A 24,748-nucleotide genomic window follows, 5' to 3' on the forward strand; every position below is an offset into this window, starting at 1 on the left:
CAGGCGCTGGAATACGGTTCAAGCCATTTGCGGCAAGCCGGTGGCACGCATGAAGATCAGCAATGACAGGGGTTTGAAGCATGGCAAGAGCCCGATCCATCATGTATACATGAGAGGATACAAGCAGAGTGCGTGCCAGTTTCTTGCCGCAGGAGAGTCCTGTGAAGCGAAAGCCGCAGAGCGCGGCCGGCCCCTTCTCTACAATGCGGGATCCGCGCTCAGCTCAATCTCACATGCCCCACCACGACGCCGTGCAGTACGACTTCGACACCCCGCCCGATCGCCGCCGCTCGCACAGCATCAAGTGGTCACGGGTGGCCGGCCGCGACGTGATCCCGATGTGGGTCGCCGACATGGATTTCGCCGCCCCGCCACCCGTGCTGCAGGCACTGCAGACGCAGATCGCCATGGGCGACATGGGCTATGCCGCGCCCTGGCCCTCGCTGATGTCCGCCATCGTCGACGGCATCGCCCGCGATCACGACTGGAATATCGATCCCGACTGGATCGTGCTCCTGCCGGGTGTCGTCAGCGGCTTCAACCTCGCCTGCCTGCTGGCCGGCGAACCGGGCGACACGGTTGCCACCCTGACGCCCGTCTACCCGCCGTTTCTCAGCGCCCCCCACAACGCCGGGCGAAAACTGGTTCGCAGCGACATGGTGCAGGACGGGGCGCAAGGCGGACGCTGGGTCTGCGATTTCGACGATCTGGCCGCGCGCTGCACGTCCCGCACACGGCTTCTGATGCTATGCAACCCACATAACCCGGTGGGCCGCAGCTTCAGCCGCGCAGAGTTGTCGCAACTTGGCGAGTTCGCTGTCGCGCGCGACATGCTGATCTGCTCGGACGAAATCCATTGCGGTCTCGTGCTCAACCCAAACACCCCGCATATTCCGCTGGCAACGCTGAGCGAAGACATCGCACGTCGCACCATCACCTTGATGGCACCCAGCAAGACCTGGAACATTCCCGGTCTCTCCTGCGCCTTCGCCGTCATCCCCGACGCTGCGCTACGCCGTCGCTTCCAGCGTGCCGCCGAAGGACTCATGCCGCACACCAATGTCATGGGGCTCATCGCAACGGAAGCGGCCTACCGCGACGCGCACGACTGGCGCCTGGCCTTGCTCGACTACCTGCGCGGCAATGCCGAACTCGTACAACGCAGCATCGCCAGCATGCCGGGCATTCGCACCACGCCAGTCGACGCCACCTATCTGGCCTGGCTGGATTGCCGCGAGCTGCCAAAAGAGAAAACACAAAACCCCATGGCTTTTTTTGAAGCAAACGGGGTGCTGATGTCCGATGGCCGCGACTTCGGCGCGCCAGGCTTCCTGCGCCTCAACTTCGGTTGCAGCCGGACGCTGCTGAACGAAGCACTGACGCGCATGCAGCACGCAATCGCGCATATCTGAGGGCGCAATGAAAAAGGGCGCCCTGCTCGCGCAGGACGCCCTTTTCAACTATCCAGAAAAATCTCAGGAGCGAGCGCTGCGCTTCTGCGTCTGCACCAGCTTGGCCTGGATATAACCCTTCAGTTCGCGGAACGGGATCGGCTTGTTGTAGATGATGACATCATTCGGCAAACCGCCTTCCTTCTCGATATCCTCGGCCGACAGCCCCGTCACCGCGATGATGTCCATGTGTGCCAGTTGCGGCTCGCTGCGCAGCTTGCGGATCATGGCGAAACCATCGAGGCCGGGCATGATCAGGTCAGACACCAGCAGGTCAGGAATCTCGCGGCCGATTTCCAGCAGGCCATCGAAACCGCTGCCGACGATCTTGACCTCGATCGGCATGTCCCAGGTTGCCAGCGTACGCTGGTACAGGGTCTGCATGACGAGATCATCCTCGGCGACCAGAATGCGCAGGACGCCAGAACTCGGCGCTGGCCCGTTATGACGCTTGCGCAGGAAGGCTTCCACCGAAGTGATGCGGATGCGCCGATGGCCGCCAGCGGTCTTCCAGGCATCCAGCAAGCCGTTCTCGACCATCTGCTGGACCGTCCCGAGAGAAACACCCAGCATCTGCGCTGCCTCGCTGGTGCTGCAATACTCGCGATCTGCTGCTTTGCTGCCCTGCGATACTTCACTCATGCTCAGTGCCCCAATACAAGGTTCTTGGATTTCTTAGAATGGAATGTCATCGTCAAAATCGCCACCGAAGGCGTTCGACGATGGTGCCGGCGCCTGCTCGCGGCGTGCAGGCGGAGCGCTGCGCTGTTGCGGCGCTTCGTTGCGCGACTGATTGTAGTCGTCGCCGCCGCGGCCACCACCGCCACCAGCCTCGTCACGCGAACCGAGCATCTGCATCTGGTCGGCACGGATCTCGGTGGTGTATTGATCCACACCTTCCTTGTTGGTCCACTTGCGGGTACGCAGGCTACCTTCGATATAGACCGGACGGCCCTTCTTCAGATACTGGCCTGCAATCTCTGCCAGACGGCCGTTGAAGACGACGCGATGCCACTCGGTGGCTTCCTTCTTCTCACCGGTCGACTTGTCTTTCCATGAGTCGGTGGTTGCAACGGTAATCGTGCAGAACGCGTCGCCACTCGGGGCGTAACGCGTTTCCGGATCCTTGCCCAGGTTGCCGACAAGAATCACTTTGTTTACAGAGGCCATCAGGCTTCTCCTCCAATCAGGCGCTGTAGACGGCTTTCGTCCCAGCGCTCAGGGTTTATCTTGAGTGTTGCTATGCCGCGCTCACGCTCCATCGCCACTTCCCGCACGCCGGGCAGGCTTGCAATGCGCTCGCGCATCAATTCGATGTTTGCATCCGGGCCCAGCGCGACAGTCTTCACCGTCAATCGGGCGGGCACTTTCATGCTCAGGGCAATCAGGCCCCAAGCAAAGACAAGTGTCACTGTCATGACATTTATCCAATCAGGCCCCAAATGTACCGCAATCCAGCCGCCAAAGGCACTCCCCGCCGCCACCCCCAGGGCCTGGGTGGTATTGAAAATCCCCAGCGCCGTGCCTTTTGCCCTTGTGGGCGCAATGCGCGACACCAGGGCAGGCAAGGATGCTTCCAGAATATTGAAGGCGGCAAAGAATAACAGCAGCATTACCACCACATTCAGCAGACTTTCCATGCCTAGCCAGAGCCCTGCTTGCGAGACCAGTAACATTCCTATACTCGCGATGAACATCTGCTTGGTGCGCCCTTTCCGCTCCGACTGCATGATGGCCGGAATCGCCACGACAAAGCTTCCCAGCACCACTGGCAGATAAACATGCCAGTGCTGGCCAAGTGCCAGACCGTGCCGCTCGATGAGCTGATGCGGCACCACGAGGAACATCGCCGTTTGCAATACATGCAAAGCGAAGATGCCAAAATTCAAGCGCAACAGCTGCGTATCCTTGAGTACCCCCAGCAGGGGCACGCGTTCGCGCTGCACTGGCGCATGCGCCGGATCCGGCACGACGCGCAGCAGCAGCGGGATGGCCAGCAAGGCCAGCAGCGCGATCGCAAGGAACATGCCGCGCATGCCGATCCATGCGTACAAGAGCGGTGACACGACCAGCGAAAGTGAAAATGCCAGGCCGATGGTCGAGCCGATCATGGCCATGATCTTGGTGCGATGCTGTTCGCGTGTCAGATCGGAGGCCAGTGCCGTCACAGCGGCCGACACGGCTCCCATGCCTTGCACGGCGCGCGCGGCAATCATCCAGTAGATGGTCGGCGCCCAGGCAGCCATGACCGAACCCGCTGCAAAAAGCAGCAGGCCGAAAACGATGACGGGCTTGCGGCCGAAGCGATCCGACGCAAGACCAAAGGGCAGGTACAGGAAGGCCTGCACCAGCATGAAAGCGCCGAAGGCCAGCGAGACGAGCTGGAAGTTGTCCCCGCCAGGCAGGCCGCTGGCAAACACCGAGAACACCGGCAACACAAGGAACAAGCCGAGCATGCGCAGGCCGAAAATCGCTGCCAGCGAACCGCCCACGCGCCACTCGAGCGCAGACATCCGGTCAGATTCTGGTGTGTCAGCAGCGGGCGTGGCGGACATCGGCGAAGTGCGGCTCATGGGTGCAATGGAATTCCGTAACGACGGGCTGCGACAAACAAAGGACCGGCAGCGCCCGTCGGGGTCAGCCGGCGATTTTAGCAGAGGCGCTCCGTCTGCCCCAGCCATACCACATGCCTTTGCGTGATTCCACTACACACGCACCGTCCCATGCTGCCTCGCAACACGGGACTTGGTCGGCCCTGTTTGCGAAGCTATAGTTGCGGGCTACCCAAGGCCCGACGGCCGCTCACATCGACTGGATCGGCATGGACCAGATCAAAATTCGCGGCGCGCGTACCCACAACCTGAAGAACATCAGCGTGGACATTCCACGCAACCGACTGACCGTCATCACCGGTCTGTCGGGTTCAGGCAAGAGTTCGCTCGCCTTCGACACACTCTACGCAGAGGGGCAGCGCCGCTACGTCGAATCACTCTCGGCCTACGCACGCCAGTTCCTGCAGCTGATGGAAAAGCCTGACGTCGATCTCATCGAAGGCCTGTCGCCAGCCATCTCCATCGAACAGAAAGCCACCAGCCACAATCCGCGCTCGACCGTCGGCACCGTCACCGAGATCCACGACTACCTGCGCCTGTTGTTCGCGCGCGCGGGCACGCCGCACTGCCCTGAGCATCAGTTACCGCTCACTGCGCAGACGGTCTCACAGATGGTCGACCACGTGCTCGCGCTACCCGATGGCACCGGCGTGATGATCCTCGCGCCCGTCGTCAGCGAACGCAAGGGCCAGCATGAGGAGCTCATTGTCGAGCTCCGCGCACAAGGCTTCGTGCGCCTGCGAGTGAATGGAGAGATCCACGACATCGACGCTGTGCCAGCACTCGCCAAGACCAGCAAGCACAGCATCGACGTGGTGGTGGATCGTCTGCGTGTGCGTCCCGACTCGCGGCAGCGTCTAGCCGAAAGTTTCGAGACAGCGCTTGCCCACGCCGAAGGTCGCGCTATCGCACTCGAAATGGACAGTGGCAAGGAGCACGCGTTTTCAGCGCGCTACGCTTGCCCCATCTGTGGCTTCGCCGTTCAGGAGCTGGAGCCCCGCCTGTTTTCTTTCAATAACCCGGTCGGCGCCTGCCAGAAATGCGACGGCCTCGGCACGCTGGATTTCTTCGACCCGCAACGCGTCGTCGCCCATCCGGAACTCTCGCTCGCAGCCGGCGCGATTCGCGGCTGGGACAAGCGCAACCAGTTCTACTTCCAGATGCTGCAGGGGCTCGCCGACGCTTACGGCTTTGACGTGGATGACAGCTTCAACTCTCTCAAGCCTGCCGTCCGTGAAGTCATCCTGTTCGGCTCAGGTACGCGCGCGCTGCCGTTCAAATACCTGTCCGAATCCGGCCGCATGGTCGTCAAAGAGCACAGCTTCGAAGGCGTCGTGCCTAATCTCGAACGACGTTACAAAGAAACGGATTCAGTCACCGTACGTGAGGAGCTCTCGAAGTTCCGCAGCGTACAGACCTGCCCGACCTGCAGCGGCAGCCGCCTGCGTGCCGAAGCCCGCTACGTGCGCATCGGCGACCGCACCTTGCCCGAGCTCAGCGCCATCCCGATCGGCGACTGCCGCGATTATTTCCAGCACACGAGGCTGGAGGGCCACAAGGCGCAGATTGCCGACAAGGTCATCAAGGAAATCGTCGCACGCCTGCAGTTCCTCATGGACGTCGGGCTCGACTACCTGAGTCTCAACCGCAGCGCCGATACCTTATCCGGCGGCGAAGCCCAGCGTATCCGCCTGGCATCCCAGATCGGCTCCGGCCTCACCGGCGTCATGTATGTGCTTGATGAACCCTCGATCGGTCTGCACCAGAGGGACAACGACCGGCTGCTAGGCACCTTGCAGCGCCTGCGTGACATCGGCAATACGGTGATCGTGGTAGAGCATGACGAAGACGCCATTCGGGCGGCCGATTTCGTCATCGACATGGGGCCGGGAGCGGGAGAGCACGGAGGGGAGATCATTGTCGCGGGCAAGCCTGACGACGTGATTGCCGCGGAGACTTCGGTGACGGGCGATTACCTGTCCGGCCGTCGCAGTCTGGCGATGCCGGGCAAACCGGTGCGCATCAACCCGGAGCGCATCGTGCGGCTCATAGGAGCCCGCGGCAATAACCTCAAGAACGTCACGCTGGAATTGCCAGTCGGCCTGCTGACCTGTGTGACAGGCGTATCCGGTTCGGGCAAATCCACGCTGATCAACGATACGCTGTACGCCATCGCCGCACGTGAGATAAACAGCGCGACGACCGAACCCGCAGCCTACGAGAAGATTGAAGGTCTGGAATTCTTCGACAAGATCATCAGCGTCGATCAATCGCCCATCGGCCGCACACCGCGCTCGAACCCCGCCACTTACACCGGCATGCTCACGCCGATACGCGAGCTCTTTGCTGGTGTGCCAGAGTCACGGGCACGCGGTTACGAACCCGGGCGTTTTTCCTTCAACGTCAAAGGCGGCCGCTGCGAAGCCTGCCAGGGCGATGGCATGATTCGCGTCGAGATGCATTTTCTCGCCGACGTCTTCGTGCCGTGCGATGTCTGCCACGGCAAGCGCTACAACCGCGAGACGCTGGAAGTGCGCTACAAGGGCAAAAACATCGCCGAGATTCTCGACATGCGCGTCGAGGAAGCACAGCGCTTCTTTGATGCTGTGCCAACGGTCGCGCGCAAACTCGATACGCTGATGGAAGTCGGCCTCGGCTACATCCGCCTGGGCCAGAGTGCAACAACGCTCTCGGGCGGTGAAGCCCAACGCGTCAAGCTGGCGCTGGAACTCTCCAAGCGGGATACGGGCAAGACGCTGTTCATTCTCGATGAACCGACGACAGGCCTGCATTTCCAGGACATCGAGATGCTACTCAAGGTCCTGCATCGTCTGCGTGAACACGGCAATACGATTGTCGTCATCGAGCACAACCTCGACGTCATCAAAACAGCCGACTGGATCGTCGACCTCGGGCCAGAAGGGGGCGGCCGTGGCGGACAAATCCTTGCTGCCGGCACGCCAGCAGAGATTGCTGCAGCACCAGACAGCTACACCGGCAAGTATCTGCAACGCGTGCTGGCACGACAGAACGCAACGAATGGCGGCGAAGAGGCCTCCGCGACAAAACCCAAAGCCAGAGCACCACGAAAACCCGCCAGGAAAGACGCCTGAGCCCATTCGCGCAAACGCCGCCAACTCCCGGGCAGCAAAATAGTTTGGGGCGTTAAGAGCAAATAAAGCGGCTCAAGAAAAACAAAAAGCCTGCACAAATGCAGGCTTTTTGAATACGTGCGGACTACGGCAGCTTAGGCTACGACTTCGCCTTCAACAGCCTCACCATCCGGGCGATCCAGCAGTTCGACATACGCCATCGGCGCATTGTCGCCGACGCGGAAGCCGCACTTCAGGATACGCAGGTAACCACCGTTACGGCTTGCAAAGCGCGGGCCGAGTTCGTTGAAAACCTTGACGACGATGTCGCGATCACGCAGGCGGTCGAACGCCAGACGACGATTCGCGAGGCTAGGCTTCTTGCCCAGCGTGATGATCGGCTCGACAACGCGACGCAGCTCTTTTGCCTTTGGCAACGTGGTCTTGATGACCTCGTGGCGCAGCAGCGAGTTGGTCATGTTGCGCAGCATCGCCAAGCGATGGCTGCTGGTACGGTTGAGCTTACGCAGGCCGTTTCCGTGACGCATTTTCTTCTTCCTCTTTTAACCCAGCTTAGCTGAGTTTTTCCAGGCCAGCTGGTGGCCAGTTTTCCAGTTTCATGCCGAGCGTGAGGCCACGCGATGCAAGAACATCCTTGATCTCGTTGAGCGACTTGCGGCCCAGATTCGGGGTCTTCAGCAGCTCGGTCTCGGTGCGCTGAATCAGATCACCGATGTAGTAAATGTTTTCAGCCTTCAAGCAATTCGCCGAACGCACCGTCAGTTCCAGATCATCGACTGGACGCAGCAGGATAGGATCGATGCTCGGTGCGCGTGGTGCCTCGGCAGCGACTGGCGTGCCTTCGAGGTCTGCAAACACCGACAGTTGATCCATCAGCACTCGGGCAGCAAAGCGAATCGCTTCCTCTGGCTCGACAGCACCGTTGGTCTCGATATCGATCACCAGACGATCCAGATCAGTACGCTGCTCAACGCGAGCGCTCTCGACCTGATAGCTGACGCGACGCACCGGGCTGAACGATGCATCCAGCATCACACGACCAATTGTCTTGCTCTCAGCCGACACGGGACGGGTATTGCCAGGCACGTAACCACGGCCTTGCTCAACGCGAATCTGCATGTCCAGTTTGCCACCTGGCGCCAAGTGAGCGATCACGTGGTCCGGATTGACGATTTCCACGTCGTGCGTCGTCTCGATGTCCGATGCCTTGACGACACCTTCACCCGACTTCGACAGACGCAGAACCGTATCGTTACGGCTATGCAACTTGAAAACCACACCCTTGAGGTTCAACAGGATGTCGACGACATCTTCGCGAACGCCATCAATGGTCGAGTACTCGTGCAACACGCCATCAATCGACACTTCCGTAGCCGCGTGGCCTGGGAGCGATGACAGCAGAATGCGGCGCAGCGCATTACCCAGAGTGTGGCCATAGCCACGCTCAAACGGCTCCATAACCACTTGGGCGTGAACCGGGGAAACGTTTTGAACGTCGATAATGCGCGGCTTCAGGAGGCTGTTACTCTGCATTGCTTATCCTTCTTGCAGTGAATCTTGTCAGGACAAACTCGAACGCCAGATTGGCGCGAGAGAGTTCCACCACGAAAACTTTCGTTAATCGCAGCTGGCTGCCCGGCTAAGCGGGCAGACCATGGACATACCTTAGATGCGACGACGCTTCGGCGGACGGCAACCGTTGTGCGGGATAGGCGTGATGTCAGTGATTGACGTAATCTTCATGCCCAGCGCGTTCAGGGCGCGAACAGCAGATTCACGGCCAGGGCCTGGGCCCTTGATCCGCACTTCCAGATTCTTCACGCCACATTCCAGCGCAGCCTTGCCGGCAGCCTCGGCAGCAACTTGCGCTGCAAACGGCGTGCTCTTGCGTGAGCCCTTGAAACCAGCACCACCCGATGTTGCCCACGACAGAGCGTTACCCTGACGGTCGGTGATGGTGATGATCGTGTTATTGAAAGAAGCGTGAACGTGCGCGATACCTTCAGCGACGTTCTTCTTGACTTTCTTGCGTACCTTCGCAGCAGTCTTTGCCATGTCTTTTCCTGATTACTTCTTGCCGGCGATCGTCTTGCGCGGGCCCTTGCGGGTACGTGCATTCGTGCGGGTGCGCTGACCGCGCAACGGGAGGCCGCGGCGATGACGCACGCCACGGTAGCAGCCCAAGTCCATCAAACGCTTGATGTTCATGGTTACTTCACGGCGCAGGTCACCCTCAACCGTAAACTTGCCCACTTCATCGCGCAGACGTTCCATCTGCTCTTCAGTGAGATCCTTTACTTTGGCACTACGAGCGACACCAGCCGCATCGCAGACCTTCTGAGCACGCGTGCGACCGACGCCAAAAATGGCGGTCAGCGCAATCTCTGCGTGCTTGTGATTCGGAATGTTTACACCAGCAATCCGGGCCATGAACTTTTAACCTTTGAACTTAACTACAAGTCAACGTAACCGCTTCGAAATCACGCTTATCAAATGCGCGCGAGAAGCAGAACACGAAAGTTTATCAAACTACAGGGTCTCAATCAACCCTGGCGCTGCTTGTGACGTGGCTCTTCGCAGATCACACGCACCACGCCTTTACGGCGAATTACCTTGCACTTGCGGCAGATCGGCTTGACCGAGGCTTGTACTCGCATTTTATTTACTCCTAAACAATCTACTTATTTGTTCTGCAACGCTGCGCCGCCCTTGAAGTTTGCCTTCTTCAGCAAACTCTCATACTGGTGCGACATCACATAGGCTTGAACCTGCGCCATGAAGTCCATCGTCACAACAACGATGATCAGCAACGAAGTTCCACCAAAATAAAACGGTACCTGCCACTTCAAAATCAACAACTCAGGCAGCAAGCACACCAAGGTCACATATACCGCACCGATCAGCGTCAGACGCATCAGGATCTTGTCGATATAACGCGCCGTCTGATCACCCGGACGAATACCAGGCACAAAGGCACCGGACTTCTTCAGGTTGTCCGCTGTTTCCTTCGAGTTGAACACCAACGCGGTGTAGAAGAAACAGAAGAACACGATTGCCGCTGAATACAGCAGGATATAAACCGGCTGACCTGGCGACAGGCCGGCAGCAATATCCTTCAACCAACGCATGCTGTCCGAGCTACCGAACCACTGCGCAGCAGTGGCCGGAAACAGGATGATCGACGATGCGAAGATCGGCGGGATCACCCCCGACATATTCAACTTCAGCGGCAAGTGCGAACTCTGGCCGCCATAAACCTTGTTACCGACCTGACGTTTGGCGTAATTCACCAGAATCTTGCGCTGACCACGCTCAACAAACACCACGCCCGCCGTCACACCAGCAACCAGCAAGCAAACGATCAAGGCAACAATCGGGTTCATGGAACCCACGCGCACCAAGTCAAACAGACTTCCAATGGAATGCGGCAGATTCGCTGCAATACCACTGAAAATAATGATCGAAATACCGTTGCCGATACCGCGTTCAGTAATCTGCTCACCAAGCCACATCAGAAACAGCGTGCCCGTCACCAGTGTCGTCACGGTCGTGATTTCAAACACGATACCCGGCGTCATCACCAAACCAGGCTGCTGTTGCAGCATGACCGAGATGCCGAACGCCTGGAACAGCGCGAGTGCCACGGTCCCGTAACGGGTGTATTGCGTCATCTTGCGACGACCCGCCTCACCCTCTTTCTTCAACGACTCCAGTGCTGGCGAGGCAATCGTCAGCAACTGCATGATGATCGACGCCGAGATGTACGGCATGATCCCGAGCGCAAAAATCGTAAACCGCGACAGTGCTCCGCCCGAGAACAGGTTGAACACGCCGAGGATGCCGCCTTTTTGCGACTCGAACAGCTTGGCAAGTTCGCCCGCGTCGATGCCAGGAACAGGGATGTGTGCACCGATACGGTACACACACAAAGCCCCTAGCAAAAACAGCAAGCGCTTCTTCAGATCGGCAAACTTGTCACTCTTGCCCAGCATTGCTGTCTGGTTAGTAGCCACGTACCCTGCCCCGATCCCGGTTGTAATTACGCAGCAGCCACTTCGGCCACTGAACCACCTGCAGCTTCAATCGCAGCCTTGGCGCCCTTTGTAGCGCCAACGCCACTCAGGGTAACTTTGCGGCTGATTGCGCCCGACAGGATGACCTTCGCCGACAGTGCATCACCTGGCACCAGGCCAGCTTGCTTCAGCGACAGCAGATCAATCGCATCGATCGGCAGATCTTGAATTTCCGACAAACGCACTTCAACGTTACGTGCAGCCGTCAGCGACACGAAGCCACGCTTTGGCAGACGACGTTGCATAGGCATTTGACCGCCTTCAAAGCCGACCTTGTGGAAACCGCCAGCGCGCGACTTCTGACCCTTGTGGCCGCGGCCACAGGTCTTGCCCAGACCGCTGCCGATGCCACGGCCAACACGCTTCTTCGCGTGGGTCGAGCCTTCGGCGGGCTTGATCTTGTTGAGTTCCATCACACGCTCCACTTCACGAGGTAGTTGACCTTGGTGATCATGCCGCGCACTGCGGGCGTGTCTTCAAGGACTACCGTATGGTTCAGACGACGCAGGCCCAAACCACGCACCGTTGCACGATGCGATTCTTTGGTACCGATGAGGCTCTTGACGAGCGTCACATTGATTTTCTTGTCCGACATGGCTTAACCCTGGATCTCTTCAACCGACTTGCCGCGCTTGGCAGCAATGACGGAAGGTGTGTTGATCTTGGACAGGCCGTCCAGCGTGGCGCGAACCACGTTGTACGGATTGGTCGAACCGAGGCACTTGGCGCTCACGTCGGTCACGCCCATCACTTCGAAGACAGCGCGCATTGCGCCGCCGGCGATGATGCCGCTACCGCTTGGAGCCGGTTGCATCAGCACAACCGAAGCGCCGTGACGGCCAACAACGGTGTGATGCAAAGTACCGTTCTTCAGCGAAACCTTGTTCAGCTTGCGACGGGCTTCATCCATTGCCTTCTGCACCGCAACCGGCACTTCACGCGACTTGCCCTTGCCCATGCCGACTGCGCCATCGCCGTCACCCACTACGGTCAGTGCGGCGAAACCGAGAATACGGCCGCCCTTCACCACCTTGGTGACGCGATTGATGGAGATCATTTTCTCCCGCAGGCCGTCGTCACGTTCTTCAGCCTGAACCTTCTTTGTTGATTGCTTAGCCATGAGAGTCTCGCTTAGAACTTGAGGCCGCTTTCACGTGCCGCTTCGGCCAGAGCCTTGATGCGTCCGTGATACTGGAAACCAGCGCGGTCGAACGCCACTGACTGAACGCCTGCTGCGACGGCACGTTCGCCGATCAGCTTGCCGACGGCCGTTGCCGCAGCCACATTGCCGCCGTTGGCGACCTGACCGCGCACGGTTGGCTCGACGGTCGAAGCCGAAGCCAGAACCTTCGAACCACAATCGGAAATAACCTGCGCGTAAATGTGCGTGTTCGAACGGAAAACCGTCAGACGCGCAACTTTCAGCTCGGCGATACGGGCGCGAGTTTTGCGGGCCCTGCGCAAACGTGCTTCTTTTTTGTTCATGACATTCGCCCTTACTTCTTCTTGGTCTCTTTGATGACCACGACTTCGTCGGAATAACGCACGCCCTTGCCCTTATATGGCTCAGGAGCACGATAGGCGCGAACTTCGGCGGCCACTTGGCCAACCTGCTGCTTGTCAACGCCCTTGATGATGATTTCGGTCTGCGTCGGCGTCTCGACCTTGATGCCAGCTGGCATCTGGTGAACCACCGGATGCGAGAAACCCAGCGACAGATTCAGCTTGTCGCCCTGAGCCTGAGCACGGTAACCCACGCCCACCAGGTTGAGCTTGCGCTCGAAACCCTTGCTCACACCGATCACCATATTGTTGATCACTGCGCGTGCGGTACCGGATTGCGCATTGGCACCCTCACCCTCAAGCGCCTTGACCACAACATTCGCACCCTCGCGCTCAACGGCGACAGTGGCGTGCAGACGATGCTTGAGCGTACCCAACGCACCTTTAACAGTAACCTCACCACCAGCAATCGAAACTTCCACGCCGCTCGGCAGTGCTACGGGATTTTTTGCAACACGTGACATAGTTTTCTCCTTACGCCACGATGCAAAGAACCTCGCCGCCAACATTGCTGGCGCGGGCACGACGATCGGTCATCACGCCGGACGGAGTGGACACAATTGCCACACCCAGACCGTTCATGACACGTGGCAGCTCATCGCTACCCTTGTAAACGCGCAGGCCTGGACGGCTGACACGTTCGATACGCTCGATAACCGGGCGGCCTGCGTAGTACTTCAATGCGATTTTCAGTTCGCACGAAGCAGCTTCGCCACGCACCACGAAGTCATCAATATAACCTTCGTCCTTCAACACCTTGGCGATTGCAACCTTGAGCTTCGAAGACGGCATTGCAACCGTGTTCTTCTCAGCCATCTGGGCGTTACGAATGCGCGTCAGCATATCGGCGATCGGATCAGACATACTCATATCTCGATCTCCTTACCAGCTAGCCTTGGTCATGCCAGGGATTTCACCCCGGAATGCGGCTTCACGAATCTTCAGGCGGCACAGGCCGAACTTGCGGAACACACCACGCGGACGACCCGTGATGGCGCAGCGGTTACGCTGGCGCGACGGATTCGCATTACGTGGCAGCGCCTGCAGCTTCAGGCGAGCTTCCATACGCTCCTCGTCAGAACGCGAGGCATCGTTCATCACGTCGGTCAGCTGCTTGCGCTTCGGCGCATACTTTTCAGCCAGCTTGCGACGCTTCTCTTCACGATTGATCAGAGACAGTTTTGCCATGTGAGCCTCAGTTCTTGAACGGGAACTTGAACAAGGTCAGAAGCGCACGCGCCTCATCGTCGTTCTTCGCGGTTGTCGTGATGCTGATATTCAGACCACGCAGCGCATCAATCTTGTCGTACTCGATCTCGGGGAAAATGATCTGCTCTTTCACACCGAGGTTGTAGTTGCCACGACCATCGAAACCCTTGCCCTGGATACCGCGGAAGTCGCGGATACGTGGCATGGCGATCGTGATCAGACGATCAAGAAACTCGAACATGCGCGGGCCACGCAGCGTCACCATGCAGCCGATCGGATAGCCTTCACGGATCTTGAAACCCGCGATCGACTTGCGCGCCACAGTGGTCACAGGCTTCTGGCCTGCGATCTTCGTCAGATCGCCCAGAGCATGTTCCAGCACCTTCTTGTCGCCAACCGCTTCACCCACACCCATGTTCAAGGTGACCTTGGTGATGCGCGGCACTTCCATGACAGACTTGTAACTGAACTGCTTTTGCAGCTCAGGCACAACTGTCGACTTGTAGAATTCCTGAAGACGAGCCATGACGATTCCTTATGCGCTCACCAATTCGCCGTTCGACTTGAAGAAACGAACCTTGCGGCCATCTTCAAGCACTTTGAAGCCGACGCGATCTGCTTTTTGCGTGGCTGCATTGAACAGCGAAACATTCGACACATGGATAGGCATTTCTTTTTCAACAATGCCACCCACCTGCCCCTTGACCGGATTCGGCTTGGTGTGCTTCTTGACGCGATTCACGCCATCAACCACCACGAACTCGGCGGAAACGCGGCGAACGATCGTGCCGCGCTTACCCTTGTCTTTACCTGCCAGGATGATGACTTCATCACCTTTGCGGATTTTGTCCATCACAAGCTCCTTAGAGAACTTCAGGCGCCAGCGACACGATCTTCATGAAACGCTCGGTACGCAATTCGCGCGTAACCGGCCCGAAGATACGAGTGCCAATTGGCTCCAGCTTGGCGTTGAGCAACACCGCAGCGTTCTTGTCGAACTTGATCAGCGAACCATCAGGACGACGCACGCCCTTCGCAGTACGCACAACCACTGCGCTATAAACATCACCCTTCTTGACGCGCCCACGTGGGGCTGCATCCTTGATGCTCACCTTGATGATGTCGCCCACACCGGCGTAACGCCGCTTGGAACCGCCCAGCACCTTGATGCACATCACCGAACGCGCACCGGTGTTATCGGCGACGTCGAGTACCGACTGCATTTGGATCATTTATTCACTCCATCCAACTTGGCGCGCGCTGCTTTCGCAACTCACCCAGTCTTGGATCCCGTTCGGGAAACCGCCCCCGCGAACACCGCGAGGAATTGAGCCGACTAGTGTAGGTCGGTTTTACGACAATTGCAAGGGGCAACAATGATTATTGCTGCCCCTTTTTGATCAGGCTGCTTGAGCCTTCTCGACAACCTTGGTCACGCGCCAGCTCTTGGTCTTCGAAATCGGACGGCATTCCTCGATTTCCACCAGATCGCCTTCAGCAGCAATGCCGCCTTCGACGTGAGCGTGGTACTTGTTGGAGCGCATGATGACCTTGCCGTAAAGCGGGTGCTTTACACGGCGCTCGATGAGCACCGTAACGGTCTTGTTCATCTTGTCGCTGACAACACGACCTACCAGGGTGCGACGCACCGAGGTCTGGACTTGTGCTTGTTCACTCATTGCGTCACCGCCTTCTCGCGCATGATGGTACGCACGCGAGCAATGTCGCGACGCACACGGCTCAGCTGTGCGCTGCTCGCCAGTTGTTGCGTGGCGTGTTGCATGCGCAGCGAGAACTGCTCCTTCAACAGACCGAGCAATTCGGCTTGCAGCTCTTCAGCCTTCTTCGAACGAATTTCACTAGCTTTCATGATCAATTCCCCACATGCCGCGACACGAAGGCGGTCTCGAGTGGCAGCTTGGCAGCGGCCAGACGGAACGCTTCACGTGCCAGGACTTCATCTACGCCATCCATCTCGTAGAGAACCTTGCCCGGCTGAATTTCGGCAACCCAGTATTCAGGACTGCCCTTACCGTTACCCATACGCACTTCAGCAGGCTTCTTGGAGATCGGTTTGTCCGGAAAAATACGGATCCAGATACGACCACCGCGCTTGATGTGACGGGTCATGGCACGACGTGCAGCTTCGATCTGACGTGCCGTCAGACGACCGCGACCGATAGCCTTGAGGCCATATTCACCGAAACTGACAGCTGCACCACGGGTTGCGACACCCTTGTTGCGGCCCTTCTGTTCCTTACGATACTTTCTTCTATTCGGCTGCAGCATCGCTAGCTCCTGCTGGCTTCACACCTGGCGCCTTGCGCACGGTGCGGCGCGCTGCTGGCTTGCCGTCACCCTCGTTACGAGCGGGACGACGACCGCGGCGGGCCTCGTTGTCATTGGTTTCCGGCACGACAGCAGCTTCGCCACGACCGACGTACTCGCCCTTGTAGACCCACACCTTGATACCGATGATGCCGTACGTGGTGCGAGCTTCCGAGGTGCCATAGCTGATATCGGCACGCAGGGTATGGAGTGGCACGCGACCTTCGCGATACCACTCGCAACGTGCGATTTCGATACCGTTCAGACGGCCCGAGCTCATGATCTTGATGCCGAGCGCACCCAGGCGCATGGCGTTCTGCATCGCGCGCTTCATGGCACGGCGGAACATGATCCGCTTTTCCAGTTGCTGGGCGATCGAATCGGAGATCAGCTGTGCATCGATTTCCGGCTTGCGGATTTCTTCGATATTGACGTGAACCGGCACGCCCATGATCTTTTGCAGGTCGCTCTTGAGCTGCTCGATATCCTCGCCTTTTTTACCGATCACAACACCCGGACGGGCGCTGAACACGGTAATGCGGGCGTTCTTGGCAGGACGCTCGATCAGCACACGGCCGACGGAGGCGTGCGACAGCTTCTTCTTCAGATGCTCGCGGACCTTGATGTCCTGCTGCAGCATCGTCGAGAAGTTCTGGCTATTCGCATACCAACGCGAACCCCAGTCACGCGTGATCGCGAGGCGGAACCCGGTTGGATGAATCTTCTGTCCCATGTTTATTCCCCGACAGTCACGAAAATGTGGCAGGTCTGCTTCTCGATCTTGTTACCACGACCCTTAGCACGGGCAGTGAAACGCTTCAGAGAAGTAGCTTTCTCGACATAGATGGTCTTGATCTTCAGAGCATCGATATCGGCGCCGTCGTTGTGCTCGGCATTGGCAATCGCGGACTCCAGAACCTTCTTGATGATGACAGCACCCTTCTTGGGGCTGAACGCAAGAATATTCAGGGCCTGATCAACAGGCTTGCCGCGCACGAGATCGGCTACCAGGCGACCCTTTTGGGCCGACAGACGCACGCCGCGCAGAATGGCATTAGTTTCCATGATCACCCTTTACTTCTTGGCCTTCTTGCTGGCAGCGTGACCCTTGAAGGTCCGTGTCAGCGCGAATTCGCCGAGCTTGTGACCGACCATATTTTCGGACACATACACTGGGATATGTTGACGACCGTTATGCACGGCAATCGTCAGACCCACAAATTCCGGAAGAATGGTCGAACGACGCGACCATGTCTTGATCGGGCGCTTGTCGTTGGCACTCACTGCAGCGTCCACTTTCTTGGTCAAGTGGGCGTCTACAAACGGTCCTTTTTTGATAGAACGAGACATGACTTCCCCTTAACGCTTGTGACGACGCTGAACGATCATGGTGTCCGTGCGCTTGTTGTTGCGCGTACGGTAACCCTTCGCCGGCGTACCCCATGGGCTGACAGACACGCGACCTTCACCCGTACGACCTTCACCGCCACCATGCGGGTGATCGACCGGATTCATCGCAACACCGCGCACCGTCGGGCGGATACCGCGCCAACGTTGTGCACCGGCCTTGCCGATCTTGCGCAGATTGTTTTCTTCGTTACCGACTTCACCGACGGTTGCACGGCATTCGACGTGCACACGGCGGATTTCACCGGAACGCAGACGCAGCTGAGCATACGAACCATCACGCGCCAACAGCTGGACCGAAGTGCCGGCCGAACGTGCGATCTGCGCGCCCTTGCCTGCCAGGATCTCGACGCAGTGCAGCGTCGTACCGACCGGGATATTGCGGATCGGCAGCGTGTTGCCCGACTTGATCGGCGCTTCGGAACCGCTAAGGATTTCCTGACCGACCACGAGGCCCTTCGGGGCGATGATGTAACGGCGCTCGCCATCGCGGTAGCAGACCAGCGCAATGTGGGCGGTACGGTTAGGGTCGTACTCGATACGCTCGACCTTTGCCGGAATGCCATCCTTGTTGCGCTTGAAATCCACAAGACGATAGTGCTGCTTGTGACCACCACCCATGTGACGGGTCGTGATACGGCCATTGTTGTTGCGACCGGCGGTCTTCGACTGGCTTTCGACCAGCGACGCTTCAGGACGGCCCTTGTACAGATTCGGGCTGACGACCTTGACGAGACCACGACGGCCCGGGGACGTTGGTTTGACTTTGACCAGCATTACGCGGCCCCCCCATCAAATTGAATTTCCTGGCCCGGCTTGAGGGACACGAAGGCTTTCTTCCAGCCCTTGCGTTGGCCCGTCGTCTTGCCGAAGCGCTTGACCTTGCCTTTGACGTTCAACGTTTGCACGGACTCAACTTCCACCTTGAACAGCAGTTCAACGGCAGCCTTGATTTCCGGCTTGGTCGCATCCGTCGACACACGGAAGATCACTTGCTCATGCTTGTCGGCTACGTAGGTAGCCTTTTCCGAGACTTGCGGTGCGAGCAGCACCTGCAGCAGTCGCTCTTGGCTGAAGCTCATTGCCACACCTCTTCCATCTTTGCGACCGCAGCGCGAGTGATGAGAACGCGTGGATAGCGGACCAGGGAGACCGGGTCGGCTTCGTGCGCTTCGAGCACCAGCACATTGGGCAGATTGCGCGACGAGAGATACAGATTCTCGTCGAGCTCATCGGTAATCACCAGAACCGACTCGACGCCATAGCCCTTGAGCTTGGCAGCCAGACCGCGGGTCTTGGGAGAATCGAGAGCAACGTTTTCGACAACAGCGAGACGGTCTTCGCGCACGAGTTGCGACAGGATCGAAGCGATACCTGCGCGGAACATCTTGCGGTTAACCTTCTGCGTGAAGTTTTCGTCCGGGCGGTTCGGGAAAATGCGGCCACCACCACGCCACAGAGGCGAGGAAGTCATACCGGCACGTGCGCGACCCGTACCCTTTTGCTTGAAAGGCTTCTTGGTGGAGTGATGCACTTCACCGCGATCCTTCTGGGCGCGATTACCGGAACGTGCGTTGGCTTGATAAGCCACGACGAGCTGGTGAATCAGCGCTTCGTTGTATTCGCGACCGAACAGGGTGTCCGACGCTTGCAGCGTCGATGCAGCCTGACCTTGGTCATTGATTAGCTTGAGTTCCATGGCGTCTCCGATCAGCTCTTAACGGCCGGGCGAACAACCACGTCGCCGCCATCATGACCGGGCACAGCGCCCTTGACGAGAAGCAGGCCGCGTTCGACATCAACGCGAACAACTTCCAGATTCTGCACCGTGCGCTTCACATCACCGAGGTGACCCGTCATGCGCTTGCCGGGGAAAACACGACCCGGATCCTGCGCCATACCGATCGAACCTGGAACGTTGTGGCTACGCGAGTTACCGTGCGATGCACGGTTCGACGAGAAGTGGTGACGCTTGATAACGCCGGCATAACCCTTACCGAGGGTCGTACCCGTCACATCCACCTTCTGGCCGGCAGCGAAGATTTCAACGCTGATGACGTCACCCGCCTTGTACGAGCTGACTTGTTCAGCCGTAAGGGGGAATTCACGCAAGATGCTGCCAGCTTCCACACCCGCCTTGGCGAGGTGTCCTGCCAGCGACTTGTTCACGCGGGAAGCGCGACGCGTGCCGTATGCAACCTGAATGGCGGAATAACCGTCCACATCAGGCGTCTTGATCTGGGTCACGCGGTTGTTCGACACGTCTAGCACCGTCACCGGGATGGATGCACCATCCTCAGCGAAGACGCGAGTCATGCCGACCTTGCGACCGACAAGGCCTAAGCTCATTTTTTTCTCCTATGGCCGGGTTTCGATTGACCCAGCCGCCATTGACTTGCAAAAACTTGCTACTAAAACCGCACAACCTGAAGAGGCCAAAAAAGCCCCCGGATGCACGAAGCCGGCGATTGTAGCCTGATCGACATACCAAATGCAATCACATTCGACAAGCACCCAATGAAAAAAGACGGATTATTTCAATCCGTCTTTTTGCCTGGGCGCTTGAAACGCCTTACTGCAGCTTGATTTCGACGTCGACGCCAGCCGGCAGATCGAGCTTCATCAATGCATCAACCGTCTTGTCGGTCGGATCGATGATGTCCATCAGGCGCTGGTGGGTACGGATTTCGAACTGGTCGCGCGACGACTTGTTGACGTGCGGCGAACGCAGGATGTTGAAACGTTCGATACGAGTCGGCAGCGGAACCGGGCCACGGACAACAGCGCCAGTGCGCTTTGCGGTATCGACGATCTCAAGTGCGGACTGATCGATGAGGCGATAGTCGAAAGCCTTGAGGCGGATGCGGATCTTCTGATTTGCCATGATGTTTCCTAAAGAGCGAAAGAGCGATTGAAACGAATCAGCTACTAGCCTGTAAAAAAACAGGACGGCGGATCTTACGCTCCGCCGCCCTGCTTTACAAGCACCAGCTTGAAATTACTCGATAATCTTTGCAACAACACCTGCACCGACGGTACGACCGCCTTCACGGATGGCGAAGCGCAGACCTTCTTCCATGGCGATCGGGGCGATCAGCTTGACGGTGATCGACACGTTGTCGCCTGGCATGACCATTTCGGTGCCTTCTGGCAGCGCGATAGAGCCGGTCACGTCCGTGGTACGGAAGTAGAACTGTGGGCGGTAGTTGTTGAAGAACGGGGTGTGACGACCACCTTCGTCCTTGGACAACACGTAGATTTCGCCGGTGAAGTGGCTGTGCGGCTTGATCGAGCCCGGCTTGGAGAGAACCTGGCCGCGCTGGATGTCTTCGCGCTTGGTGCCGCGCAACAGGATACCGACGTTGTCGCCTGCCTGACCTTGATCGAGCAGCTTGCGGAACATTTCGACGCCCGTGCAGATGGTCTTGACGGTGTCCTTAATGCCGACGATTTCAATTTCTTCGCCGACCTTGACGATGCCGCGTTCGATACGGCCGGTCACGACGGTGCCACGACCTGAGATCGAGAAGACGTCTTCGATTGGCATCAGGAACGGCTGATCGACAGCGCGCTCTGGCGTGGGGATGTAGGTGTCGAGGGCTTCAGCCAGGGCCATGATGGCGCCTTCGCCGAGGTCACCCTTGTCGCCTTCAAGAGCCTTGAGAGCCGAGCCCTTGACGATCGGGATGTCGTCGCCAGGAAAGTCGTACTTGGACAGGAGTTCGCGCACTTCCATCTCGACGAGCTCGAGGAGTTCGGCGTCGTCAACCATGTCGCACTTGTTCAGGAAGACGATGATGTAGGGCACACCGACCTGACGCGCCAGCAGGATGTGCTCGCGGGTTTGTGGCATGGGGCCGTCGGCAGCGGAACAGACGAGGATGGCGCCGTCCATTTGTGCGGCACCGGTAATCATGTTCTTGACGTAGTCGGCGTGGCCGGGGCAGTCAACGTGTGCGTAGTGGCGGTTTGCCGTTTCGTACTCGACGTGTGCGGTGTTGATCGTGATGCCGCGTGCCTTTTCTTCTGGCGCTGCGTCGATCTGGTCGTATGCCTTGGCGGCACCACCGAACTTGGAGGCGAGCACCGTGGTGATCGCTGCCGTCAGCGTGGTCTTGCCATGGTCAACGTGACCAATCGTGCCCACATTCACGTGCGGTTTCGTCCGCTCAAACTTTTCCTTGGCCATGAAATTTCCTCGATTTGAATTGAAAAATTACTTCTTGCTATTAATCACAGCTTCCGCAACGTTCTTCGGTGCTTCGGCGTAATGCTTGAATTCCATTGAATACGTAGCGCGACCTTGCGACAGGGAACGCATTGTAGTCGAGTAGCCGAACATTTCGGCAAGTGGCACTTCGGCCTTGATCACCTTGGTGCCGCCAGGCAGATCGTCAATGCCCTGCACCATGCCGCGGCGACTCGACAAATCGCCCATTACGTTGCCCATGAAATCCTCGGGCGTCTCCACTTCCACCGCCACCATCGGTTCCAGCAGCACCGGCTCCGCCTGGCGGCAGCCCTCCTTGAAAGCCAGCACCGCCGCCATGCGGAAGGCATTCTCGTTCGAGTCAACGTCATGATGGGAGCCGGAATGCAATGTGCATTTTATGTCCACCACGGGAAAGCCCCCAAGAACACCACTCGGCAGGCTCTCCTGCAAGCCCCTGTCGATCGCCGCGATGTATTCGCGCGGGACAACCCCGCCCTTCACGGCGTCTACGAACTCGTAGCCCCCGCCCGGCTCGTTCGGCTCTATCTTCAGCACGACGTGACCGTACTGCCCGCGCCCTCCCACCTGCCTGTCGAACTTGCCTTCAACCGCTTCGACCGCCTTGCGAATCGTTTCCCGATAAGCCACCTGCGGCGCACCAACATTCGCCTCGACGCCATATTCACGTCGCATGCGATCAACCAGAACCTCCAGGTGCAACTCGCCCATACCCGAAATCACGGTCTGCCCCGACTCGTCATCCATCCGCACACGAAATGACGGATCTTCCAGCGCCAGGCGACTGAGCGCGACACTCATTTTCTCCTGATCCAGCCTGGTTTTCGGCTCCACGGCCACATGAATCACCGGCTCCGGAAACTCCATTCGCTCCAGCGTCAGGGGCGCAGCGGGGTCACACAGCGTCTCGCCCGTCGACACAGCGGTGAGCCCGATGCAGGCAGCAATGTCTCCCGCCCTCACTTCATCGATGTCATCGCGGGCATTGGCATGCATCTGCACCAGGCGACCGATGCGATCCTGACGACTTCGCCCCGGGTTATAGACCATGTCACCTGACTTCAACACCCCGGAGTAGACCCGGATGAAAGTCAGCGGCCCGACCTGCTCGTCCGCCATCATCTTGAAAGCCAGCGCGCAGAATCGCTCGCCATCTTCCGCCCGGCGACTCACTTCAACACCCGCATCGTCGAGCCCGGCGACAGGGGGGATGTCTACCGGCGAAGGCAGGTAATCCACCACCGCATCGAGCATGGCCTGCACCCCCTTGTTCCTGAAGGCCGAGCCGCACAACATCGGGACGATTTCACCTTTGATGGTGCGACTGCGCAGCGCAGCCTTGATCTCGACCTCCGACAGATCGCCCTCCCCCAGATACCTGTCCATCAACGCTTCTGAAGCCTCGGCGACGGCCTCGAGCAGCTTCTCGCGCCATGTATTCGCCAGCTCTGCAAGCTCGGTTGGAATCGGCAAATACCTGAAGCGCGTACCGAGCTGCTCGTCCTCCCACACGATGGCCTTCATCTTCACCAGATCGACTACGCCAACAAAGGATGCCTCTGCGCCGACTGGAATCTGGATGGGAACAGGATTGGCACCAAGGCGCGCCCGCATCTGCTCATGCACCTTGAAAAAATCGGCGCCCGGTCGATCCATCTTGTTCACGAAAGCCAGACGCGGCACGCCATACTTGTTCGCCTGGCGCCATACGGTTTCAGACTGCGACTGCACGCCACTGACGGCGCAATAGAGCATGCAGGCGCCATCCAGCACACGCATCGAACGCTCTACTTCAATGGTGAAATCGACATGCCCCGGCGTGTCGATGATGTTGATGCGATGCTCTTCGAGATTCTTGCCCATGCCTCGCCAGAAGCAGGTCGTGGCTGCGGAGGTGATCGTGATGCCACGCTCCTGCTCCTGCGCCATCCAGTCCATGGTGGCAGCGCCATCGTGCACTTCACCGATCCTGTGATTGACACCGGTGTAGAACAGGATGCGTTCGGTCGTCGTCGTCTTGCCGGCGTCGATATGCGCCGAGATGCCGATGTTCCGATAACGCTCGATGGGGGTCTTGCGTGACACGTGCGCCTGCCTCGGGCCATTTTCTGGCCAAAGTCCTGGCCGTTGAATCGCATTGCCTACGGGACGCAGCCAAGCGGCCGCAAAAAGCATTCGAGCCCTTTGCAGGGCTCGAATGATACCGTCTCGACAATCAACCGGGCTCGCACCCGGCCATTACCGTAAAACTTAGAAGCGGAAGTGCGAGAACGCCTTGTTGGCGTCGGCCATACGGTGCACTTCGTCGCGCTTCTTCATGGCAGAGCCACGGCCTTCCGACGCTTCCATCAGCTCGCCAGCCAGACGCTGGGCCATGGACTTTTCGGAACGCTTGCGCGCCGCTTCACGAATCCAGCGCATGGACAGAGCCATACGACGGCTCGGACGCACTTCGACAGGAACCTGGTAGTTAGCACCACCAACGCGGCGGCTCTTCACTTCAACGACAGGCTTCACGTTCGCGATAGCGGACTGGAACACTTCGATCGGGTCCTTGCCGGACTTGGTCGAAATGGTCTCAAGCGCACCGTAAATGATGCGCTCGGCAACGGCCTTCTTGCCGCCGATCATGAGAACGTTGATGAACTTCGAAACGTCCTGGCTACCGAATTTCGGATCAGGAAGAATCTCGCGTTTGGGTACTTCACGACGACGTGGCATATCAATCTCCTCTCTTCGTCAAAATCAGGACTTCTTCGGG

General features: G+C 58.5%; 35 protein-coding genes. 2 read left to right on the forward strand and 33 right to left on the reverse strand.

Translation table 11 applies throughout. The annotated features are described in order from the left end of the window. Nucleotides 1-233: 233 nt before the first annotated feature. Nucleotides 234-1,412, forward strand: a complete 1,179-nt coding sequence (locus tag VVD49_RS00120; RefSeq protein ID WP_327597088.1) for a MalY/PatB family protein — start codon at nucleotides 234-236, stop codon at nucleotides 1,410-1,412. A 63-nt stretch (nucleotides 1,413-1,475) separates the two neighbouring features. Here the strand turns inward: VVD49_RS00120 and VVD49_RS00125 are convergent, their stop codons facing one another. From VVD49_RS00125 to VVD49_RS00135, 3 genes are read right to left on the reverse strand one after another with little or no spacing between them, the layout of a single operon-like run. After that, nucleotides 1,476-2,093 carry an excisionase family DNA-binding protein gene (locus tag VVD49_RS00125; protein WP_327597089.1) on the reverse strand — a complete coding sequence of 206 codons (618 nt, stop codon included), beginning with the start codon at nucleotides 2,091-2,093 and terminating at the stop codon, nucleotides 1,476-1,478. 33 nt (nucleotides 2,094-2,126) lie between these two features. After that, on the reverse strand, nucleotides 2,127-2,621 hold the full coding sequence (gene ssb, locus VVD49_RS00130) for a single-stranded DNA-binding protein (RefSeq protein ID WP_327597090.1): 495 nt from the start codon (nucleotides 2,619-2,621) through the stop codon (nucleotides 2,127-2,129). Continuing rightward, nucleotides 2,621-4,024, reverse strand: a complete 1,404-nt coding sequence (locus tag VVD49_RS00135) for an MFS transporter (protein WP_327597091.1) — start codon at nucleotides 4,022-4,024, stop codon at nucleotides 2,621-2,623. Before VVD49_RS00135 ends, ssb begins: the two co-directional genes overlap by 1 nt. Before the next feature lie 248 nt (nucleotides 4,025-4,272). Between VVD49_RS00135 and uvrA the strand changes: the two genes are divergently transcribed. Next, a complete protein-coding gene (gene uvrA / locus VVD49_RS00140; RefSeq protein ID WP_327597092.1) occupies nucleotides 4,273-7,176 on the forward strand; it encodes an excinuclease ABC subunit UvrA in 2,904 nt (967 codons plus the stop codon). A 134-nt stretch (nucleotides 7,177-7,310) separates the two neighbouring features. On the opposite strand, the gene rplQ is transcribed toward uvrA, so the two are convergent. The 30 genes from rplQ to rpsG form a co-directional block, all read right to left on the reverse strand. Beyond that, the gene (rplQ, locus tag VVD49_RS00145) at nucleotides 7,311-7,703 is read right to left on the reverse strand and encodes a 50S ribosomal protein L17 (RefSeq protein ID WP_327597093.1); all 393 of its coding nucleotides are present in this window, start codon (nucleotides 7,701-7,703) and stop codon (nucleotides 7,311-7,313) included. Nucleotides 7,704-7,728: 25 nt separating this feature from the next. Continuing rightward, nucleotides 7,729-8,709 (reverse strand): DNA-directed RNA polymerase subunit alpha, encoded by a 981-nt coding sequence (locus VVD49_RS00150; RefSeq protein ID WP_327597094.1) that lies wholly within the window; start codon nucleotides 8,707-8,709, stop codon nucleotides 7,729-7,731. A gap of 132 nt (nucleotides 8,710-8,841) precedes the next feature. Continuing rightward, complete coding sequence (gene rpsK / locus VVD49_RS00155) at nucleotides 8,842-9,231, reverse strand: 30S ribosomal protein S11 (RefSeq protein WP_327597095.1); 390 nt, start codon at nucleotides 9,229-9,231, stop codon at nucleotides 8,842-8,844. Nucleotides 9,232-9,243: 12 nt separating this feature from the next. Continuing rightward, entirely contained in the window at nucleotides 9,244-9,606 is a 363-nt protein-coding gene (gene rpsM, locus VVD49_RS00160; protein ID WP_327597096.1) for a 30S ribosomal protein S13, read from the reverse strand. Nucleotides 9,607-9,719: 113 nt separating this feature from the next. Beyond that, a complete protein-coding gene (rpmJ, locus tag VVD49_RS00165) occupies nucleotides 9,720-9,833 on the reverse strand; it encodes a 50S ribosomal protein L36 (protein WP_327597097.1) in 114 nt (37 codons plus the stop codon). Nucleotides 9,834-9,857: 24 nt separating this feature from the next. Continuing rightward, nucleotides 9,858-11,168 carry a preprotein translocase subunit SecY gene (gene secY / locus VVD49_RS00170; protein ID WP_327597098.1) on the reverse strand — a complete coding sequence of 437 codons (1,311 nt, stop codon included), beginning with the start codon at nucleotides 11,166-11,168 and terminating at the stop codon, nucleotides 9,858-9,860. Nucleotides 11,169-11,215: 47 nt separating this feature from the next. Continuing rightward, the gene (gene rplO, locus VVD49_RS00175) at nucleotides 11,216-11,662 is read right to left on the reverse strand and encodes a 50S ribosomal protein L15 (RefSeq protein ID WP_327597099.1); all 447 of its coding nucleotides are present in this window, start codon (nucleotides 11,660-11,662) and stop codon (nucleotides 11,216-11,218) included. Beyond that, nucleotides 11,662-11,844, reverse strand: coding sequence for a 50S ribosomal protein L30 (rpmD, locus tag VVD49_RS00180; protein ID WP_327597100.1), 183 nt, complete (start codon nucleotides 11,842-11,844; stop codon nucleotides 11,662-11,664). Before rpmD ends, rplO begins: the two co-directional genes overlap by 1 nt. Nucleotides 11,845-11,847: 3 nt before the next feature. After that, complete coding sequence (gene rpsE / locus VVD49_RS00185) at nucleotides 11,848-12,369, reverse strand: 30S ribosomal protein S5 (protein WP_327597101.1); 522 nt, start codon at nucleotides 12,367-12,369, stop codon at nucleotides 11,848-11,850. An 11-nt stretch (nucleotides 12,370-12,380) separates the two neighbouring features. Continuing rightward, entirely contained in the window at nucleotides 12,381-12,734 is a 354-nt protein-coding gene (gene rplR, locus VVD49_RS00190; protein ID WP_327597102.1) for a 50S ribosomal protein L18, read from the reverse strand. Between the two features lie 11 nt (nucleotides 12,735-12,745). Beyond that, nucleotides 12,746-13,276, reverse strand: a complete 531-nt coding sequence (gene rplF / locus VVD49_RS00195) for a 50S ribosomal protein L6 (protein ID WP_327597103.1) — start codon at nucleotides 13,274-13,276, stop codon at nucleotides 12,746-12,748. A gap of 10 nt (nucleotides 13,277-13,286) precedes the next feature. Then, entirely contained in the window at nucleotides 13,287-13,682 is a 396-nt protein-coding gene (gene rpsH / locus VVD49_RS00200) for a 30S ribosomal protein S8 (RefSeq protein ID WP_327597104.1), read from the reverse strand. Between the two features lie 12 nt (nucleotides 13,683-13,694). Further along, nucleotides 13,695-14,000, reverse strand: coding sequence for a 30S ribosomal protein S14 (gene rpsN / locus VVD49_RS00205; protein WP_327597105.1), 306 nt, complete (start codon nucleotides 13,998-14,000; stop codon nucleotides 13,695-13,697). Nucleotides 14,001-14,007: 7 nt separating this feature from the next. After that, nucleotides 14,008-14,547, reverse strand: a complete 540-nt coding sequence (rplE, locus tag VVD49_RS00210; RefSeq protein WP_327597106.1) for a 50S ribosomal protein L5 — start codon at nucleotides 14,545-14,547, stop codon at nucleotides 14,008-14,010. A gap of 9 nt (nucleotides 14,548-14,556) precedes the next feature. Next, nucleotides 14,557-14,874 carry a 50S ribosomal protein L24 gene (gene rplX, locus VVD49_RS00215; protein ID WP_465188589.1) on the reverse strand — a complete coding sequence of 106 codons (318 nt, stop codon included), beginning with the start codon at nucleotides 14,872-14,874 and terminating at the stop codon, nucleotides 14,557-14,559. 10 nt (nucleotides 14,875-14,884) lie between these two features. Then, nucleotides 14,885-15,253 (reverse strand): 50S ribosomal protein L14, encoded by a 369-nt coding sequence (gene rplN / locus VVD49_RS00220; RefSeq protein ID WP_327597108.1) that lies wholly within the window; start codon nucleotides 15,251-15,253, stop codon nucleotides 14,885-14,887. Nucleotides 15,254-15,421: 168 nt separating this feature from the next. Further along, entirely contained in the window at nucleotides 15,422-15,700 is a 279-nt protein-coding gene (gene rpsQ / locus VVD49_RS00225; RefSeq protein WP_327597109.1) for a 30S ribosomal protein S17, read from the reverse strand. Further along, nucleotides 15,697-15,891 carry a 50S ribosomal protein L29 gene (rpmC, locus tag VVD49_RS00230; protein WP_327597110.1) on the reverse strand — a complete coding sequence of 65 codons (195 nt, stop codon included), beginning with the start codon at nucleotides 15,889-15,891 and terminating at the stop codon, nucleotides 15,697-15,699. Before rpmC ends, rpsQ begins: the two co-directional genes overlap by 4 nt. A gap of 2 nt (nucleotides 15,892-15,893) precedes the next feature. Then, nucleotides 15,894-16,310, reverse strand: coding sequence for a 50S ribosomal protein L16 (gene rplP, locus VVD49_RS00235; protein WP_327597111.1), 417 nt, complete (start codon nucleotides 16,308-16,310; stop codon nucleotides 15,894-15,896). After that, complete coding sequence (gene rpsC, locus VVD49_RS00240; protein ID WP_327597112.1) at nucleotides 16,294-17,082, reverse strand: 30S ribosomal protein S3; 789 nt, start codon at nucleotides 17,080-17,082, stop codon at nucleotides 16,294-16,296. Before rpsC ends, rplP begins: the two co-directional genes overlap by 17 nt. A 2-nt stretch (nucleotides 17,083-17,084) precedes the next feature. Further along, complete coding sequence (rplV, locus tag VVD49_RS00245; RefSeq protein ID WP_327597113.1) at nucleotides 17,085-17,414, reverse strand: 50S ribosomal protein L22; 330 nt, start codon at nucleotides 17,412-17,414, stop codon at nucleotides 17,085-17,087. 9 nt (nucleotides 17,415-17,423) lie between these two features. Next, the gene (gene rpsS, locus VVD49_RS00250; protein ID WP_327597114.1) at nucleotides 17,424-17,699 is read right to left on the reverse strand and encodes a 30S ribosomal protein S19; all 276 of its coding nucleotides are present in this window, start codon (nucleotides 17,697-17,699) and stop codon (nucleotides 17,424-17,426) included. Between the two features lie 9 nt (nucleotides 17,700-17,708). Next, nucleotides 17,709-18,533 (reverse strand): 50S ribosomal protein L2, encoded by an 825-nt coding sequence (gene rplB / locus VVD49_RS00255; protein WP_327597115.1) that lies wholly within the window; start codon nucleotides 18,531-18,533, stop codon nucleotides 17,709-17,711. Then, nucleotides 18,533-18,838 carry a 50S ribosomal protein L23 gene (gene rplW / locus VVD49_RS00260; protein WP_327597116.1) on the reverse strand — a complete coding sequence of 102 codons (306 nt, stop codon included), beginning with the start codon at nucleotides 18,836-18,838 and terminating at the stop codon, nucleotides 18,533-18,535. The genes rplB and rplW overlap by 1 nt, the downstream gene beginning before the upstream one ends. Further along, complete coding sequence (rplD, locus tag VVD49_RS00265) at nucleotides 18,835-19,455, reverse strand: 50S ribosomal protein L4 (RefSeq protein ID WP_327597117.1); 621 nt, start codon at nucleotides 19,453-19,455, stop codon at nucleotides 18,835-18,837. Before rplD ends, rplW begins: the two co-directional genes overlap by 4 nt. An 11-nt stretch (nucleotides 19,456-19,466) precedes the next feature. Continuing rightward, on the reverse strand, nucleotides 19,467-20,105 hold the full coding sequence (rplC, locus tag VVD49_RS00270; RefSeq protein WP_327597118.1) for a 50S ribosomal protein L3: 639 nt from the start codon (nucleotides 20,103-20,105) through the stop codon (nucleotides 19,467-19,469). 223 nt (nucleotides 20,106-20,328) lie between these two features. Next, nucleotides 20,329-20,640: a 30S ribosomal protein S10 gene (gene rpsJ, locus VVD49_RS00275; RefSeq protein ID WP_327597119.1), complete on the reverse strand. Its 312-nt coding sequence runs from the start codon at nucleotides 20,638-20,640 to the stop codon at nucleotides 20,329-20,331. Between the two features lie 114 nt (nucleotides 20,641-20,754). Continuing rightward, a complete protein-coding gene (gene tuf, locus VVD49_RS00280; RefSeq protein WP_327597120.1) occupies nucleotides 20,755-21,945 on the reverse strand; it encodes an elongation factor Tu in 1,191 nt (396 codons plus the stop codon). Between the two features lie 27 nt (nucleotides 21,946-21,972). Beyond that, entirely contained in the window at nucleotides 21,973-24,072 is a 2,100-nt protein-coding gene (gene fusA / locus VVD49_RS00285; RefSeq protein ID WP_327597121.1) for an elongation factor G, read from the reverse strand. 165 nt (nucleotides 24,073-24,237) lie between these two features. Then, nucleotides 24,238-24,708 carry a 30S ribosomal protein S7 gene (gene rpsG, locus VVD49_RS00290; RefSeq protein ID WP_327597122.1) on the reverse strand — a complete coding sequence of 157 codons (471 nt, stop codon included), beginning with the start codon at nucleotides 24,706-24,708 and terminating at the stop codon, nucleotides 24,238-24,240. Between the last annotated feature and the right edge of the window lie 40 nt (nucleotides 24,709-24,748).

The organism is Uliginosibacterium silvisoli, from assembly GCF_036017035.1.
Classification (GTDB): Bacteria; Pseudomonadota; Gammaproteobacteria; order Burkholderiales; family Rhodocyclaceae; genus Viridibacterium; species Viridibacterium silvisoli.